The sequence below is a fragment of the Paludibaculum fermentans genome, assembly GCF_015277775.1.
Taxonomy (GTDB): Bacteria; Acidobacteriota; Terriglobia; order Bryobacterales; family Bryobacteraceae; genus Paludibaculum; species Paludibaculum fermentans.
In genome coordinates this window covers 6,833,100-6,850,907 of the sequence record NZ_CP063849.1, presented here as the reverse complement: position 1 = coordinate 6,850,907, position 17,808 = coordinate 6,833,100, and the positions used below count along the sequence as shown (strand labels likewise).

General features: G+C 64.2%; 12 protein-coding genes. 8 read left to right on the top strand and 4 right to left on the bottom strand.

From position 1 onward, the window contains the following. Nucleotides 1-161 precede the first annotated feature (161 nt). The gene (locus IRI77_RS26985; RefSeq protein WP_194448091.1) at nucleotides 162-2,393 is read left to right on the top strand and encodes a cyanophycin synthetase family protein; all 2,232 of its coding nucleotides are present in this window, start codon (nucleotides 162-164) and stop codon (nucleotides 2,391-2,393) included. A gap of 6 nt (nucleotides 2,394-2,399) precedes the next feature. On the opposite strand, the gene IRI77_RS26980 is transcribed toward IRI77_RS26985, so the two are convergent. Next, entirely contained in the window at nucleotides 2,400-2,861 is a 462-nt protein-coding gene (locus tag IRI77_RS26980) for a cyanophycin metabolism-associated DUF1854 family protein (protein WP_194448090.1), read from the bottom strand. Then, the gene (locus IRI77_RS26975) at nucleotides 2,858-5,143 is read right to left on the bottom strand and encodes a cyanophycin metabolism-associated ABC transporter (protein WP_194448089.1); all 2,286 of its coding nucleotides are present in this window, start codon (nucleotides 5,141-5,143) and stop codon (nucleotides 2,858-2,860) included. The genes IRI77_RS26980 and IRI77_RS26975 overlap by 4 nt, the downstream gene beginning before the upstream one ends. Nucleotides 5,144-5,250: 107 nt before the next feature. Here IRI77_RS26975 and cphA point away from each other — a divergent pair, with 107 nt between their 5' ends. Both cphA and IRI77_RS26965 read left to right on the top strand, forming a co-directional pair. Beyond that, entirely contained in the window at nucleotides 5,251-7,872 is a 2,622-nt protein-coding gene (gene cphA / locus IRI77_RS26970) for a cyanophycin synthetase (RefSeq protein WP_194448088.1), read from the top strand. A gap of 101 nt (nucleotides 7,873-7,973) precedes the next feature. After that, entirely contained in the window at nucleotides 7,974-9,536 is a 1,563-nt protein-coding gene (locus tag IRI77_RS26965) for an acetate--CoA ligase family protein (RefSeq protein ID WP_194448087.1), read from the top strand. Between the two features lie 83 nt (nucleotides 9,537-9,619). Here IRI77_RS26965 and IRI77_RS26960 read toward each other — a convergent pair whose 3' ends face one another. After that, complete coding sequence (locus IRI77_RS26960; RefSeq protein WP_194448086.1) at nucleotides 9,620-9,967, bottom strand: hypothetical protein; 348 nt, start codon at nucleotides 9,965-9,967, stop codon at nucleotides 9,620-9,622. 302 nt (nucleotides 9,968-10,269) lie between these two features. On the opposite strand from IRI77_RS26960, the gene IRI77_RS26955 reads away from it, so the two are divergent. Then, nucleotides 10,270-12,117, top strand: coding sequence for a sigma 54-interacting transcriptional regulator (locus tag IRI77_RS26955; RefSeq protein ID WP_194448085.1), 1,848 nt, complete (start codon nucleotides 10,270-10,272; stop codon nucleotides 12,115-12,117). Nucleotides 12,118-12,400: 283 nt separating this feature from the next. Here IRI77_RS26955 and IRI77_RS26950 read toward each other — a convergent pair whose 3' ends face one another. After that, a complete protein-coding gene (locus IRI77_RS26950) occupies nucleotides 12,401-13,366 on the bottom strand; it encodes an MBL fold metallo-hydrolase (protein WP_228486337.1) in 966 nt (321 codons plus the stop codon). Nucleotides 13,367-13,956: 590 nt separating this feature from the next. On the opposite strand from IRI77_RS26950, the gene IRI77_RS26945 reads away from it, so the two are divergent. The 4 genes from IRI77_RS26945 (at nucleotide 13,957) to IRI77_RS26930 (ending at nucleotide 17,800) form a co-directional block, all read left to right on the top strand. Continuing rightward, complete coding sequence (locus IRI77_RS26945) at nucleotides 13,957-14,808, top strand: alpha/beta fold hydrolase (RefSeq protein ID WP_407674001.1); 852 nt, start codon at nucleotides 13,957-13,959, stop codon at nucleotides 14,806-14,808. 79 nt (nucleotides 14,809-14,887) lie between these two features. Beyond that, entirely contained in the window at nucleotides 14,888-15,643 is a 756-nt protein-coding gene (locus tag IRI77_RS26940; protein WP_194453805.1) for an SDR family oxidoreductase, read from the top strand. Nucleotides 15,644-15,820: 177 nt separating this feature from the next. Beyond that, nucleotides 15,821-16,408: a TMEM175 family protein gene (locus tag IRI77_RS26935; RefSeq protein ID WP_228486335.1), complete on the top strand. Its 588-nt coding sequence runs from the start codon at nucleotides 15,821-15,823 to the stop codon at nucleotides 16,406-16,408. Nucleotides 16,409-16,750: 342 nt separating this feature from the next. Beyond that, on the top strand, nucleotides 16,751-17,800 hold the full coding sequence (locus IRI77_RS26930) for a peroxidase family protein (RefSeq protein ID WP_194448083.1): 1,050 nt from the start codon (nucleotides 16,751-16,753) through the stop codon (nucleotides 17,798-17,800). Nucleotides 17,801-17,808 lie beyond the last annotated feature (8 nt).

Below are 17,808 nucleotides of genomic sequence, written 5' to 3'. Positions count from 1 at the left end.
GTTGGGTGAGCTTGGTTCATCGGGCCGCCACGAACCGAGGATTGGCTGCTGCCCACGCATCCCCGCGTTCCGTTCTCCGGGTGCGAGCCGCTGCAGCGGAGGAAGTCGCCCTGGGGCTGCTTTTCCGGCGTCTCGACGGCATGGGCTAGAATCCGTACTGGATGCTCGATGCGCTGCCGGCTGCCGAAGAACTCGAGATCGTTCACATGCGCGCCCTCCGTGGGCCGAACCAGTGGACCAATGCGCCCGTCATGGAATGCTGGGTCCAACTGGGCGGCTGGAACGATCTCTCCTCTGAAATCCTCCCGGGCTTCAATCAACGGTTGCTGCAATGGCTTCCGGGCCTGGTCGAACACCGGTGCAACATCGGGGTGAGGGGCGGATTCGTCACACGCCTCGAGCGCGGCACTTATCCGGCGCACGTTCTTGAGCATGTCGTGCTGGAACTGCACGGCATGGCCGGAGTGGAGGTCTGGTATGGCCGTGCGCGCCATACGAGCCAGGAACGGGTCTATCGGGTCGTTTTCAAGTACAAAGACGAGACGCTCGCCCGGGCGTGCTGCGAGGCGGCGCGGGCCCTCTTTCTTGCCGCCGCGCTGGACCTGCCTTTCGACGTGCCCGGGACGGTCGACAGTCTGCGTGAGGTGGCGGTCCGGCATATGCTCGCGCCCGATGCGCGGGCCTTGATCGAGGCGGCGGCGCGGCGGAACATCCCGGCCCTGCGGCCCGGGGATGGGCAGATCGTGCAGTTGGGCTACGGAGCGCGGCAGCGCCGGATGGCGGGGGCGCAAACCGACCGGCTGGGCGCGATCGCCGCCACGGTGGCGGAGGATCGCGAGCTCCTCGAACAGCAACTGCTGGCGGCCGGCGTGCCGCTGGAGCTCGCCGCGGAGGACGAAGCCGAAGCCAAGGGCGCCGAATACCGCCTCCTTACGGTGGACGGGCGCCTGGCGGTGGCATTCGACGGAGGGCGGCGCGATGTGACGGGCGAAGTCCATCCCGGCATCGCCGCGGCGGCGGGAGAGGTGGCGGCGGCCCTGGCCTGGGACATCGCCACCATCGATATCCGCGCCGAGGACATCCGTTCGCCGCTCCAGGGCCAGCACATCGAGATCGTGAAACTCCAGCCTGGGGCGGACCTCGCTCCGCTGGCGCAGGACGCGGCAATGCCCAATCCGGCGGCCCAGGCCATCATCGACATGCTCTTCCCGCCGGAAGACGACGGGCGCATTCCGATCGTGGCGATCACCGGAGCCAACGGCAAGACCAGCGTCGCCCGGCTGCTGGCCCATATTCTTCAGGCCACCGGCCAATGCGTGGAGATGACCTGTACAGACGGGGTCTATCTGGACGGACGGCGCGTGGCGAGCGGGGATTGCAGCGGGCCGTCGAGCGCGATGAGAGTGCTGCTGGATCCGCGTGCCGAGCTGGCTGTGTTCGAGACCGCACGAGGCGGAATTCTGCGGGCCGGCCTGGCGTTTGACGCGTGCCAGGTGGCAGTGATCACGAACATCGGGAGCGGCGATCACCTCGGCATCGGTGAAATCGAGAGCGTGGAGGACCTGGCCAAGCTGAAGGGCACGATCGTCCGGGCCGTGAGCCCGGCGGGCACGGCCGTGCTGAACGCGGCCGATCCGGTTGTGGCAGGGATGGCGGGCCAGTGCAAAGGCCGGGTGCTGTACTTCGCCCTCGACCCCGGCCATCCGGTCATTGCCCAGCACCGAGCCGAAGGCGGCCCGGCGGTTTTCGTCCGCGACGGATTGGCCGTGGTGGCGGACGGAGAACACGAGCGGCCTGTGCTGCGAGTGGACCGCGTCCCCCTGACGATTGGCGGCCGGGTGGGGTTCCAGATCGAAAACCTGCTGGCCGCCATCGGAGCGGCCTACGCGCTGGGGGTCCCGTTGGAGTTGATCGAGCGGCAGGCCGAAGACTTCACGCCCGACCTCGAGCACAATCCCACGCGCTACAACGTGCTGGAGATCCGCGGAACCACCGTTGTTCTGGACTTCGGCCACAACCCGGACGCACTGAACGCGGCGATTCGCGCTCTCGAGCAGTTCGCGCAGGCGCACAGGACCGCGGTCTTCTCGTCCGCGGGCGACCGCAGGGACGAGGACATTGTCCGCATGGGCGAACTGCTGGGCGCCGCGTTCGACCGCGTGATCCTGTACGAGGACGACGACCTGTACGACCGCAGTGCGGGGGAGGTGATCGCACTGTTGCGGCGCGGCATGGCCACGGGCGGGCGCGCGCATCGCATCGAGGAAGTGCAGGGCGGGCTGAACGCCCTCGACTACGCGCTGAGGACCATCGAAGCCGGCCACCTTCTGTTTGCCCAGGCGCACATGGCCGATCCGACCGCGGGCTTTCTGCGGAAGCAGTGGCTCGGATAGCGCTGGCTAGAGGTACGGCTCCAGGACCCGCCGGCTGTGCGCGTCGAGCTTTCGCGCATCCCGGATCTCATAGCGGATGCCGTGCGAATCCACGATGGACACGCGGCCGCGGTCGCGGAGGTGAATGGAGTCCTCGCCCTCCACGGTGAAAGTCACCACACCACGATCGGTTTCCACCGTCCAGGTGGAGGGCTCCATCTCAGAGGGCGTATTCACGATTTTCACGATCTCGGGAACGAACATGCGCTCGGCGAGTTCGGCTTCGAGTGTGGCGCGCACCCGCGGGTCGAGGCCGGCGAGGGAATCGAGCGACACCAACTCGCGGCCGCCGGCGTCCAGAATCGAGATGTGCCGTCCGGGTTCGGAGAGAGGGAACGCCTGAACAGGCGAGACGTCCACATGCCGGACGCCCGCCGCATCGATCAGGACGAGGCGGCCGAAGTTATCGCGCTCGAGATGAAAGCTCATGCGCCCTCCTCCGCCGCGGATTGCAGGCCTTCCAATTGGGATTTATAGAAGCGCGCATACGTACCATGCTTGGCCAGCAACTCGGCATGAGGGCCGATCTCGACGATGGAGCCGCGCTCCAGGACCACCAGGCGGTCAGCCTTTTTAAGCGTGCTGAGGCGGTGGGCGATGGCGATGGTGGTGCGCTCGCGAGTGAGGTTCTCGAGGGCGAGCTGAATTTCGCGTTCGGTTTCGGAATCGACCGAGGACGTCGCTTCATCGAGGATGAGGATTCGAGGATCGATCAGGAGGGCGCGCGCGATGCTGAGGCGCTGCCGCTCGCCGCCGGAAAGGAACTGGCCACGCTCGCCTACCAGCGAATCGTAGCCGTTCGGGAGGCGGAGAATGAACTCGTGGGCGTGCGCCGCTTTCGCGGCTTTGACTATCTCGCCCGGGGTAGCGCCGGGACGGCCGTAGGCGATGTTCTCCGCTACGGTGCCATAGAAGAGGAAAGGCTCCTGCAGGACGAGCCCCACATTGCGGCGATACTCGTTGAGGCGATAGCGCCGAAGGTCGACGCCATCGACGAGAATGGCGCCGTCGGTGACATCGTAGAACCGGCAGAGCAGGTTGATGATGGTGGTTTTGCCCGCTCCGCTGCGGCCCACCAAACCGATCATCTCTCCGGGCGCGATGGACAGATCGATGCCGCGCAGAACCGGCCTGGCTCCGTAGCGGAAACTCACGTTGCGCAGCTCGATGGCGCCCCGAAGGCGCCCGGGCTCAATGGAATCGGGCGAATCGGCCACCTTCGGCTTGCGATCGAGAATCGCGAACACGCGACGCGCGCTGGAGGCAGCACGTTCGGTTGCCGAGGCCATGCGGCTCATCGAATCGAGTTGCGTATAGAAGCGCGTGATGTAGGCCACGAACGCAGCGAGCACGCCCACCGTGACGGAGTGATGAAACACGCGATAGACGCCGGCCACCCAGACGATCACCACGCCCAGTTCGGTCAGCAGCAGCACCACCGCGTTGAAGTAGGCCCACACCCGGTTCACGCGATTGTTGGTGCGCAGGACGCGCTGGTTGGCGTGCTGCATGCGCTGGATCTCGCGGTCCTCCTGGGCGAAGGCCTTGACCACGCGGATTCCGGGAATGGTGTCCGCCAGGATGCTGGTGAGTTCGGCCCAGGCGCGATTGCCGACCGAGAATCCGCGGCCCAGGCGGCCCTGCACCCGGAACACGGCGATGGCGATAAACGGCATGGGCAGCAGGGTGACCAGGGCCATCCCGGCATCGATGCTGAACAGGATGATGGACGTTAAGACCAGCATCACCAGGTTGGTTCCGAAATCGAGGGCGTGCACCGAGAGGAAGTAGCAGATGCGGTCTGTGTCGCTGCCGACACGGGAAATGAGGTCGCCGGTTCGCCTGCGTCCGAAGTACTCGAGGGAGAGCTTCTGGAGGTGGGAATAGGTCATGAGGCGGAGATCCGCGGCGACGCGCTCGCTCACTGACGAGATCACGTACATCTGGGCCCAGGTGATGGCCCAGGAGAGAACCGAGGCGCCGGCCAGGCCGAGCAGGTACCACTTCACCATGGAGGTGTCCGGCTGGTGACCGCTCTGGTACGGAACCAGGATGCCATCCAACAGGGGCATGGTCAGATAGGGCGGAACCAGGCCGCTGGCGGTGCCCGCCAGGGTCAGCAGGAATCCCAGCAGCGAAAGGCCCCAATAGCGCCGCGCCAGCGGAAGCAACCGGAGCAGCGACTGGAGGGGCGGTTTGCTGACCGGGGTGCCGCATTCGCCGCAGGCAGCCGCGCCCGGGCCGACGGGAAACCCGCAGTACTCGCAATCCGCCACGGCATCCGGGTGGGGGGTGGTCCGCGGCGGCACCGCCCCGTTGAGCATGGCGGTTCGCCATTCCGCCAGGCGGTGCGCCCCCGCGGCGCGCGCATTCGTGAATCGCCAGCGCGAGATGGTACCTGTGCCGTCGCGAAGGTCGAGGGAGCCGAGGCCGCGTTCCTCGTGGACGTGGATATCCAGCCCTGGCGCGAGCGCCCACGAACGCGCTTCGGCTTCCGCCATGGCTCCGTCGGGACCGCGGCGCGAACCTGGCGGCCATTCGAAGCTCAAGAGCCTTTGGTCCGTGAGGACGACGAGGCCGGGGGCGTACCGCATCCGCGAGTCGAGATCCGGCTCGAACGAAGCGAGCGGCGTTTCCCCGTCCAGGATCCGGCTTTGCAGGAACAAAGCGACCCAACGCGGGATATCGGCGCTTTCCTCAAACGCCGGCATCAGGCAATTCCGTCTATGAATCTGATAGTCAAGAAAGTTACAATCTGATCGTACCCCACAGGTCAAAGCCCCAACCCGTTACGCTCGGGCGGCGGGAAACAGTTCGCATGCGGTTGCTCAAAACAAAATCCCTTCCCGGCCCCAACGTCTGGGGGCTCTGCCCGGTGATGGAGGCGACGATTGAACTCGGGGGATCGGATGATAGCCTACCTGCCGCTTCAGCCTGGTTGTGCGAGCAGATCGGGCGCTGGCTTCCGGACCTGAAGCCCCAGCCAAACGGCGCCGGCGGGGCGGAATTGCGCAATGGCGCGGACCTGATACACAATCTGGCGCTCGTGACGCTTGAGTTGCAGAAGCTGGCGGGAGCACCTGTGTCGTTTTCGAAAGCCGTCGAGACCAGGCAGCCTTGCGTGTACCTGGCGGCCTTCGAGTATGTCGACGAGCAGCTTGCGCGGGAGTGCCTGGATGCCGCGTGCGAGATGGTCCTGGCCGTCGCGGCCGGGCAGGCGATTGATGCTGCGGGCACGCTGGAGCGATTGCGCGCCACCGCCGGTCGCCAGATGCTGGGCCCGAGTACGAACAGCATAGTCCAGGCGGCGCGCGTGCGAAACATACCGGCCGTCAGGCTGGACGAATGCTCCCTGGTTCAACTCGGCCATGGCAAGGCGCAGCACCGCATCCGGGCAGCGGAAACGGACCGCACGCTGGCCACCGCGGAAGGCATTGCCCAAGACAAAGAAGTGACGAGAACCCTGCTGCAGGCAGTGGGCGTGCCGGTGCCGAGAGGGTTCACGGTGGCCGATGCGGAAGAAGCGTGGTACACCGCGGTGGAGTACGTCGGGCTGCCCGTGGTCGTCAAACCGCGCTATGGGAACCAGGGGCGCGGCGTGGCGGCGGATCTGTCGACTTGCGAGCAGGTGAAGGCCGCGTTCGAGGCGGCACGCAAAGAGGACGCGAACGTCATCGTGGAGAAGTTCGCGCCGGGACAGGATTACCGGCTGCTGGTGGTCAACGGCAAGGTGGTGGCGGCCTCGCGCCGCGAGCCCGCGCACGTCATCGGCGACGGGCGCAGCACCGTGCGGGAGCTGGTGGACGAAAAGAACCGGGATCCGCGGCGCGGCGACGACCATGCGACGGCACTCAGCAAACTGGTGCTGGATGAGATCGCGCTGCAGGTATTGGGTGAGCAGGGATGCACGCCCGGCTCCGTGCCGGCCAGCGGAGAACGGGTCCTGATCCGCCGCAACGCCAACCTGAGCACCGGCGGCACCGCCACCGATGTGACCGACAGCGTGTGTCCGGAGATCGCCGGGCACGCGGTGGCGGCGGCGGCCATGGTGGGCCTGGATGTAGCGGGCATCGACGTGATCGCAGGCGACATCTCGCTCCCCCTGGAGCCGCAGAGCGGCGTGATTGTCGAGGTGAACGCCGCGCCCGGGCTTCGCATGCACCTCGCTCCCTCCGAAGGTACACCGCGCGACGTGGGCGGCGCCATTGTGGAGATGCTGTTCCCGAACGGAGGAAACGGACGGATCCCCATCGCCGCGGTGACGGGCACCAACGGCAAGACGACGGTGACGCGCTATCTGGCGCACCTGGCGAAAGGCAAGGGTCATTTCGTGGGGATGACCTGCACGGACGGCATTTTCCTGAACGGGCGGCGCATCTCGTCGGACGATTGCAGCGGCCCGATCAGCGCGGGGCTCGTCCTGATGAACCCGAATGTGGACGTCGCCGTGTTCGAGACGGCGCGCGGCGGCATTCTGCGGGCGGGGCTCGGGTTCGACCGTTGCCAGGTGGCCGTGGTGACGAACATCGCCGACGGCGATCATCTCGGCCAAAGCGGCGTGGAGACGGCCGAGGAGCTTGCCCATGTGAAGGCCACGGTGGTGCGTGCGGTTTCGCCAGATGGCGCCGCTGTTCTCAACGCCGCGGATCCGCTGGTCGCCGCCATGGCGGCGGACTGTCCAGGCCGCATCGTCTATTTCGCCCTCGACGGGAACAACCCCATCCTCGTGCGGCACCGGGACAACGGCGGCGCCGCCGTGTTCGTAAGAGGCCATGCGATCGTGATGGCGGAGGGGGCTTCCGAAGAGGTTCTCCTCGAACTGGAGCAGGTTCCGATCACCTTCCAGGGAAGAGTGGGCTTCGAAGCAGAGAACGCGCTGGCGGCGCTGGCCGGGGCCTGGGCCCTGGGCATTCCGAAGCCTGTACTGGCCGAGCGGGCCCTGTCGTTCACCACCGGGATCGACGAAGTTCCGGGGCGCATGAATGTGTTCTCGCTACGCGGCGGAACGGTCATCCTGGACTACGGACACAACGCCGCGGCTCTGCGCGCGATGACCGCGGCCCTGGAGGCATTCCCCCATCGCCGCCGCTCCGCCGTCTATGCGATGGCGGGCGACCGGCGCGATTCCGATCTGATTCACGTGGGCGAACTGCTTGGCGACTCGTTCGATATCGTTTTCCTATACGACCCGTACACGATCCGCGACCGTGCCCCGGGGGAGATCCCGGCACTGATCCGGCAGGGCGTCGAGCGCGGCGCGCGGACCCGCGAGATTATCGACGTGGCGAATCCCGCCGAGGCCCTGAGAGCCGCGCTGGATCGCGTCGAATCCGGCGATCTGCTGGTGATGCAGCCCGACGACATTGACGAAGCGATCGCCCTGGTGCGCATTTACCTGAGCCAGGTTCCCGAAGTGGTGGGCGAACAGGAAGCGAGATGAGCCGGGCGCAGCTCCTCTCGGTCCGATGCTTCCGGGGGCCAAGCATCTGGGCACGCGAGCCGGTTCTGGCAGCAACGGTGAGGTGCGGTCCAGAGGATGCCGTGGTCCTCGCCGATGAGACGCTCCGCTTGCAGGCGGAGTGCGGAGCGCACGTCTCACGGGCGTGGTGCGTGGAAGGGGCCGAACCCGGCACGCATGTGGCCGTGGTGGAGATGGAAGACGAAGAGGTTGCCCGCCGGTGCTTCTCGGCCGTGCTGGCAGCGTGTCCGGTGCCCGCTGAAAGAGTGCAGCAGTTGCGCGAGTGGGCGGACGACATCGTTCTCGGCCCCAACACGAGGGCACTGGCCGAGGCGGCCCGCCGCCGCTGCATCCCAGTCAGGCGAATGGGCCAGGGCAGCCTGTTGATTCTCGGCTACGGCATCCGGCAGAGGAGACTGTGGGGGGCGCGCAGCGACCGGACTTCCGCGATTGCCGAGATGATCGGCTGGGACAAGCCTTTGGCCAAAGAGCTGCTGAGAGGGGCCGGCATCCCCGTGCCGGACGGGCGGCTGGCGGTGGATGCCGCGGACGCGGTGAAAGCGGCCGCGGAGATCGGCGGGCCGGTGGTGATCAAGCCCGAGAGCGCGAATCACGGGCGGAGCGTGTTCCTCAATTTATCCGATCCAGCCGGGATCGCCGCCGCCTTTCAAGCCGCGCAAGGGGAAGGTGAGAGCGGGGCCGTGTTGGTAGAACGATGCGTGATGGGGGCGGAGCATCGGGTTCTGGTTGTGGGCGGACGCGTGATTGCGGCGCTGCGCGGGGATCCCCTGTACGCGGCGGGCGACGGACGGCGTTCGCTGCGGGCCCTGGTCGAGGAAATCAACCTCGATCCGGCACGCGGCGCTGGGCCGGAGTGCCCGCTCTACCCGGTGGAGTTCGATGAGGTCACGTCCGCCACCCTGCGGCGCCAGGGATTCACGGCGGAGACGATCCTCGCGCCGGGCGAGCGCGCGCTCATCCAACGCAACGGCAATCTGAGGCTCGACGTGACGGGCAACGTCCATCCTGCGAATGCGGCGCTGTGCGTGTTGGCCGCCGAGACAGTGGGCCTGGACATTGCCGGCATCGATCTGGTCGCGGAGGACATTGCCGTGCCGCTGCCCGAGCAGGCGGGGGCCCTTCTCGAAGTGAATCCCATGCCGGGCTTCGCCATGCACGCCGGCATCCCCGTCGCCGATCTCATTGTCCGGGAAGTGTATCCGGAGGGAGCGGACGGGCGGATTCCCATTGTTGCCGTGCATGGTTCGTCCGCCGCCGGCGTTGTGAGAGTGATCCACGGTCCGTTGCTGGACCGCGGAATGGTTGCGGGCGCCCTGCTGCTGAATCCCCGGCTCGAGGTGGGCGTTTTCGAACTCCCGGAGCAGGCGATTGTCGAACGAGGCCTGGAGTTCGATCGATGCGATGTCCTGGTGCTGACGGACTCGCCAGCGCTCGAGCCTGGAGCGCGCCTGCTGATCGGCTGCGTGGCGTCGGACGGAGTGGTGCTGGTGCCGGACTCTGCGCCCTGGCGCGAGGAAGTGGGCGTGCTTTGCCGTGGCAGCGTTCGGGCATACGAGACGGGTCCGGGTTGCGAGGCGGCGGTGGCTTGCCTGGTGGACCAGGAGTTGTCCAGGCGTTGCCGGTGATGGCGCCGGGCGGGGTTGCGGTGTTGGGACAGGGGCAGTATTCGGTCAATGCCGGAGCTTCCAGTGTTTCGACGTGGCGCGGCTCAAGCCCCGCGCAGCGTGGATGCCGCCCAACAAAGTCCGGGGTGTGAGTGCCGTGTCGTCACACGACCTTCCGGACGCGCCATCCGATTCGCGCCACCGTCGTAGGTCATGATGAGCACCTCGCCATTGAAGCGTGTCAGTTGGTCCTCGCACTCGTATGTATAACTGTTCCCGCTCGCCAACGAGTTGCCATTGGTGCCGCAGGTGCCGCTCGTCGGCCGGTCATTGTTGTCATAAGTGATGCCAACCCGTGGCAGACTCGGGACCGACGACGCCCTGTTCAGCCGGTTGCCCACCGGATCGAGCGTGGATACGTGCGAATCCGTGACAATGGCTTCCGACAGCAATCGGCATATGTGAACGACAACAGATTGCCGGCGTCGTCAGCTTTCACGACACCCCCTGTGGATCGTGCGACCGCGCAAACTGGCCGGGATCGCGTTGCCACGCCGGGACTTAGGCTTACCCACCTGAGACTCCGGGGTCATGCAGGCCGGCCGTACCGCCCGCGGCCCGGGACGGAACAGCGCGCCCTTCTGAACATTTCGGAAATCCTGTCACGAAACTCCGGGCTGTCTTGTCTTTGCTGGTGCGCAGAGCTTTATCGAAGCGCGAGAATTTCAAATCGCGAGTAGATGACAGGTGATCCATGGATGCGCCCAGAACCGCCCCCTTTACGACGGAAGCTCCGGAAGGTACGCTTCAAACGGTCATCGACACCATACCGGCCCTAGTCTGGGCCGCCCGCCCCGACGGCTCGGCTGAATTCTTCAACCAGCGCTGGCTCGACTATGCCGGGCTCTCCTTCGACGACGCGCGTGATTGGGGCTGGACGGTCGCGGTTCATCCGGACGATCGCCCTGCAGCGATCGATCATTGGCGAAGCATTTTGACCTCGGGTGAATCGGGAGAAATGGAAGCGCGCCTGCGCCGTTTTGATGGCGCCTATCGATGGTTCCTGAACCGCGCGAGCCCGTTGCGTGATGAATCCGGAGACACGGTCAGATGGTACGGAACCAGCACAGATATCGAGGAGCGTAAACGCGCCGAAGAGGCCACCAGATTGGATGAGCAGAACTTACGGCTGGTGGTCGACAGCATTTCCGGTCTTGTCGCAACCATGAGTGCGAGTGGGGAAGTGCTGCTGCTGAACCGCCAGAATCTCGAATACTTCGGCAAGACGACTGAGGAACTAGAGAACTGGGCCACCAGCGACGTCGTTCATCCCGACGACCTACCTGGCGTGGTTGCTGCCTGGCAACATTGCTTCGAGACCGGGGAACCGTATGATATCGAGCATCGTCTGCGGCGTGCCGACGGCGTGTACCGCTGGTTCCACGCTCGCGGCCTGCCTGCGCGGGACGCCGAGGGACGTATCGTCCGTTGGCACCTGCTGTTGACGGACGTTGACGCTCGCAGGCTCGCAGAGGATGAGTTAGCAAAAGCCGTTAACGAAATCGGGCGGCTGAGAGACCGTCTGCACGACGAGAATACTTACCTTCAGGATGAAATTCGCCGGGAGCACAATTTCGAGGAAATCCTCGGCAACAGCCCGGAGCTCCTAAGACTGCTCAATCGGGTTGAATCCGCGGCGCCGACCGACGCGAACGTCCTGATTATCGGCGAGACGGGGAGCGGGAAGGAACTCATCGCACGAGCGATTCACAACCGGAGCGGCCGCAAAAAGAGCCCGCTGGTGAAGGTGAACTGCGGCGCCATTCCGTCGGGACTGGTGGAGAGCGAGCTGTTCGGACACGTGCGGGGCGCTTTCACCAGCGCCTCCGAACGACGCATTGGCCGCTTCGAACTGGCGAACAACGGAACATTGTTCCTCGACGAGGTGGGCGAACTGCCGCTCGAAACGCAGGTGAAACTGCTCCGCGTTTTACAGGAGCAGGAGTTCGAGCCAGTGGGCAGCAATCACACCGTCAAGGTCAACGTCCGAATCATCGCCGCCACCAACCGTGATCTCGAGAAGGCGGTCCAAGCGGGAAGCTTCCGCTCCGATCTTTACTACCGGCTGAATGTTATTCCACTGCACGTGCCGGCACTCCGGGAACGTAGATCCGACATCCCGCAGTTGGTGCAAGCCTTCCTGCAGAAGTACACCAAGCGGATGGGGAAACCGATCGAGTCGGTTTCGCGTGATGCGATGAAGCTGCTGGTCGACTACTCCTGGCCCGGCAATATCCGCGAACTTCAAAACGTGATCGAGCGGGGCGTCGTTCTCTCCAGGGGCGCTGTCCTCCGACTCGGTCCGGATCTCCTGCCAACTGAGACTGAGACATCCATGGAGGCGGCGGCGATTGCCGAGGATGGAAACAGCGACTCATTGGAAGAAGTGCAGCGCCAACATATTCTTCGAGTGCTGGAGAAGACCGATGGGGTTATCAGTGGACCTCGTGGTGCGGGCGCGATTCTGGATATTCACCCCAACACTCTTCGGAGCCTGATGAGCCGGCTTGGGATCCGGCGTGCGCTGCAAGCTGCTTCGTAGTCGAAACTTCGCTCGTACAGCCGAAGCCGGACAGCCCTCCGCGCGCTTCTATAGGCAGTGGAGAGCATTCCTGAGTTGAGCACCTCACTCCAGGAAGGCGTGATCCAGATGCGTTGGGAAAGCAGTGGAAGGCGGGGCGCAAGCAGAAGCGGCATGCCCCGAGTCCGCTCGATCGGGCATGCCGCCTGGTGTTTCGTCACGTTGGGAATTGGGATCACGGACCGATGCCGCTTTGCGACAGCGGTCCCGTGTAGAGCCTACGCCGATCCTGACCAGCGATCGATCAGTAGTCCCAGAAGGCCGGCACCCAGCGAAACGCGTCGCCGGCAACCGCTACATGGCCGACGGACGGAAACGGCATATGAGTGGCCACCAGCAGTTCATCCGTGTTCGCCAACTCCCGCAGAAGACGGACGCGAACGCGAGCGGCCTCCTCAGGGTCGTGTTCGAAGCCGTTGTGCCAATCGGGGCGTTCGAAGCCGACCGGGAACACGGCGTCGCCGGCAAATGTCAGCCGCGCGCCGCCGGACGACAGACGCACAATGCTGTGCCCCGGAGTGTGGCCGCCGGTGCGACGGAGAGTCACCCCTGGCGCCACCTCGCACTCGTCCTGGAACGTCCGCAAGTTACTGCGGTACTCGACCAGAAACCGTGCGGCCGCCGCACGAAGCGCGTCCGGGAAGCCCTGCGGCATGGCGGTGCGTGAAAAATCGGGTGACGCCCAGAAGTCGATCTCGGCGGCCGAAAGGTGGACTCGCAGATCCGGACGCAGCCGGTTCTTCATGCCGTCAACGAGCAGCCCGCCAATATGGTCCATGTGCATGTGGGTCAGCACCACGTCCGTAACGGAGGCAAGATCGATGCCGGCGGACTCTAACCGCTGGATCAGCCGCCCGGCCTGCGGCAAGTGCAAATCCGGGTCCGCCCCCAGACCGGCGTCGACGAGAATGGTCTGATCGCCACTACGCACCACAACGGCGTTCAGCGGCCAATCGAATGTGTCCGGCAGGAACATGTCGCGCTGCCAGGCGGCGCGGGCGGCCGGCTCCGCGTTGGTAGTCATGGTGATGGCGGAGATCGGCAAGACCCCATCGCTGACCACCAGCACCTCAATCTCGCCGACCTTCACCGCATAGCGCGACGGCACCAAGTCATCGGACGCCTGTCTGCCGGAGCGCGAGGTGTTGTCCAAGCTCACGCTCTTATCCTTCTGTTGAGCAGTCTCAACAGCCAACATTGTGTTCTTCATGTAAGAACCTCCTGAGCTCCTCATTGCAACTGTGTCGCCGTAGCACGCTGTGGAAGCGGGAACGGAGGGCCACAACTCCGAAAGCGCCTATTCAGTAATGCTTACGTGGACAAACGCCCGTTGCGCCGACTGTCCGGCGCCAGCGAGACCACGATGCCGGAGCTGAAATGTCGTGACGGATTCGAAGCGGGCAAGCGAGGTTCACGAAATGGCGTAGACGTCTCTACTATTGCTTGATCGATTGCCCGGGATCCGACTCAGGTGACTCGAACACGTCCCTGCCCGGCCGGCCGTCCCCGGATCCCAGCAGCGATGCCGGTGAGGGAGCACACCGGATCCCCAGCTCTCCTTGCGCCGCAACTACGCCATGTCGCAATCCGTGGCAGCAGGAACCTCTCAGTTCACGAGATGTCGTCTGCGCTTCCAGGGCAGGCGGCTGGGGCATTGGCGTTTAATGCTTTGTCCAGATGCAGATAGCCAAGGCTCGATGATTCACCACCGATTGGCCGGGCGCGTGCATTTAAGGTAATCGCGCCGCAAGTCAAGGCTCCGGCGCGAAGCATGCACGACTAATTACCAGAAGAGGAGATATGCAAATGAGCACAGTAAGAACAAAGGACGGAACAGAGATCTACTACCGAGATTGGGGTACCGGGCAGGCGATTGTCTTTAGCCACGGTTGGCCCTTGTCTTCCGATGCGTGGTCGGGCCAGATGCTCTACTTCGCGCAGCAGGGCTACCGCGTGATCGCGCATGATCGCCGGGGCCATGGCCGCTCCACTCAAACACCGGCTCACAACGACATGAACAGCTATGCGGACGACCTGGCAGCGGTGATGGACCATCTGGATGTGAGGAACGCTGTCCTGGTGGGTCACTCTACCGGCGGAGGCGAAGTGAGCCGCTATATCGGGCGCCACGGAACGAGACGCGTAGCCAAAGCAGTTCTCATTTCCGCCGTTCCGCCAATCATGGTCAAAACGACTGCGAATCCGGAGGGACTCCCCATTGAAGTGTTCGATGGCTTACGCGCGAGTGTTGCCAAGGATCCGTCGCAGTTCTACAAGGACTTCGCCGTTCTCTTCTATGGGGCCAACAGGCCCGGAGCCAATGTCTCGCAGGGCCTACTCGATCAGATCTGGCTCTTGAGCATGCAGGCCGGTGTGCAGAACGTTTATGAATGCATCAAAGCCTTCTCCGAAACGGATTTCACCGACGACCTCAGGAAGTTCGATGTCCCGACCCTGCTCATTCACGGCGAGGAAGACCAGATCGTTCCGGTGACCGATTCGGCGCGTAAGGCGGCCCAACTGATCAGGGATGTGCGGGCAATCTACTACCCCGGCGCGCCCCACGGCATTACTGCAACGCACATGGACCAAGTCAACGCAGACCTGTTGCAGTTCCTGAAGCAGGACAGCAGGAACTCGAAAGCCGCTTGAGGGCCCACGGTCCAGACCGGCCGAGTGAAGTTGAAATGCGAGAGCCAAATGGCATGAACCAAGGAGGTTCGTAATGAGTATGAAAATCGTTGTAGTTGGCGGAACCGGTCTTATCGGTTCAAAGGTCATCGGTAAGCTGAAGGCGGGCCGCCACGAGGCGGTCGTGGCTGCTCCCAGCACGGGTGTCAACACCCTCACCGGCGAGGGACTGTCGGAGGTTCTCATGGGCGCGTCGGCCGTCATTGACGTCTCGAATTCGCCCTCGTTCGAGGAGAAGGCGGTGATGGCGTTCTTCCAGACCTCCACTCGTAACCTGCTGTCCAAGGAAGCCGAGGCGGGTGTGAGACATCACGTCGCGTTATCAGTGGTGGGGACGGAACGCCTGCAGGCGAGTCCCTACATGCGCGCCAAGCTCGCGCAGGAAAGGCTGATCAAGGAGTCAGGGATTGCGTACTCGATTGTCCACGCAACGCAGTTCTTCGAGTTCGTCAAGAGCATCGCCGATGCGGCGACCGTCGGCAACCAGGTGCACGTGCCGCCCGCATTCATCCAACCCATGGCCGCCGAGGACGTGGCTTCCGCAGTGGCGAAGGTGGCGGTGGGGTCGCCGTTGAATGGCATGCTGGAGGTCGCCGGTCCGGAGCGATTCCGCTTTGACGAATTCATCAGACGGGGGCTGCGTGCCCACAACGATTCACGCGAGGTGGTTGTCGATCAGAATACGCCCTATTTCGGCGCCAAACTGAGCGAGCTGACTTTGATCGCGTCCGGAGAGGCGAGCATCGGAGAGATGCGCTTCGACAACTGGCTTAGCATGGCGACGGCCGCACGGTAGCAGGGGCACGCGCGCGGGCTAGTTCCAATGCCCCAGACATGAGCGGAAACATGCCGCCCGGCGCCTGACTTGCCCAGCGTTTACGGCCGTTGAGTTCAGGCGCCGTGTCCATCCGGTCTGGAGTTCGCGTTTCCCGCTCGGCAGGAGCACACTGGAGGGTCGACGCCCAAAGGGCGATTGGAATCATGCAGCGATGCCGTCATCGCAATCATCATTACCATCATGGAGCTGGAGATGAAGGTGCCTCATGGGGACGGCATGGAAGACCTAGGCGCCCTTGTGCCGGTGTTTCTCAGCTACGTCCTGAGTTTTGTCTATGTCGGGATCTACTGGAACAATCACCATCACATGCTGCACGCCTGCACGTCGGTGACGGGTGCGATCCTTTGGGCAAACCTGCACCTGTTGTTCTGGCTCTCGCTATTTCCGTTCGCGACGGGGTGGATGGGCGAGAACCATTTCACGGCGGTGCCTACGGCGTTTTACGGAGTGGTGCTTCTCATGGCGGGCGTCGCGTACTATCTGCTCCAGGCAGCGATCATTCGCAGGCAAGGGCCGGGCTCGCTGCTGAAGGAAGCGATCGGGCGCGATTGGAAGGGCCGGCTATCGCCGGTTCTGTATATCGTCGCGATCTGTGCCACCCTGCGGTCCTCGTGGATCGCACAGGCGGTGTTTGTGGTCGCCGCGCTGATCTGGTTCATTCCGGACCCGCGCATTGAAAGACATCTTGCCGGGTCAGTCGGCCGCAGGAGTGAACATCAATAGAGGCTGTGGCGCAAGAGGGCAACCACAGAGGCGACAATAGTTCAAAGAAGAGAGGAGCTCATGGATCAGCCCACCAATGCGGCCCGGAGCCACTGCCCGTTCCCCGCGCAAACCCAAAGGCCAAGCGATGCCCCCATCGGCCCCGCTACTTACGCACGGATGTTTCCGGACCTCCCACCATTTACGGCCGACGAGAAACTCCTGCACGCGATTGGGCGTGCAGGCGGCCCGTGTGATTGCGGAGAGATTGATGACTCTCCCAACTGCCTGGGGAACACCGCGGCCGGCTGGCCGATATTCGGCCAATTTCTCGCGCACGACATAACGGCTGACCGATCCGCTTTGCGATCGCACACGAATACGGCGGAACTGCGCAATGCGCGAAGCCCGCGTCTCAATCTTGAATGCCTTTACGGCGACGGACCCACGGGCCATCCGTTCCTCTACCAGCGTGACGACCCGGCCAAGTTCCTGCTTGGGGCGGACGGAGCGGACCTTCAACGAAATGCAGAGGGCATCGCGATCATTGGGGACCCGCGCAATGACTCCCACATGTTGATGTCGCAACTGCATCTGGCCCTGCTCAGAGCTCACAACTGGTTCGTCGATGAAGCCCGGCTCGGCGGAGCCGCGAACGATGACCTGTTCCACGCCGCGACCACGCAGTTGCGGTGGCACTATCAGTGGATTGTGCTGAACGACTTCCTGCCCGGGCTGGTCGGGCAGCCGCTCGCTGACCAGGTGCTTCGAGAAGGTCCGCAATGGTTTCGTCCTGGCGCCTCGGGATTCATACCTCTTGAGTTTGCCGATGCTGCCTATCGGTACGGCCACGCTCAGATTCGCCACCGCTACCAATTGAATCCGCACACTGAACCGGTGCCCCTCTTTCCTGATCTCCTGGGATTCCGGCCGGTGCCGGACGCGCGGAGGGTCGACTGGACACTTTTCTTTGACGCTCCAGGCGCGCGACCGGCGCAGCGGTGCAAGAAGATCGACGGAACGATTGTGCGAGCACTCATCGAACTACCGGTGGCCATCACCGGAGAGTGCGAGATGGAAGACTATCATTCACTGGCTGTCCGTGATCTCCAGCGGGGTCATGGAGTCGGGCTGCCATCGGGTGAGGCATTGGCGCGTCACATTGGAGCCACCCCACTCACCGAGGAACAGGTGGGCCTTGCCTCCGCAGGTTGGCATGGCGAGACTCCACTGTGGTACTACATTCTCCGCGAGGCAGACGCCTGTACGGGCGGTGATGGCCTTGGCCCCGTCGGCGGCCGAATCGTGGCCGACGTACTGGTTGGACTCATCGATAGTGATCCTGCATCGTATCGCCGGAACAACCAGGAATGGCGCCCGCGCAGGACACTCAGTGAGCTGCTCGCCTCCTAAAGGCAAGG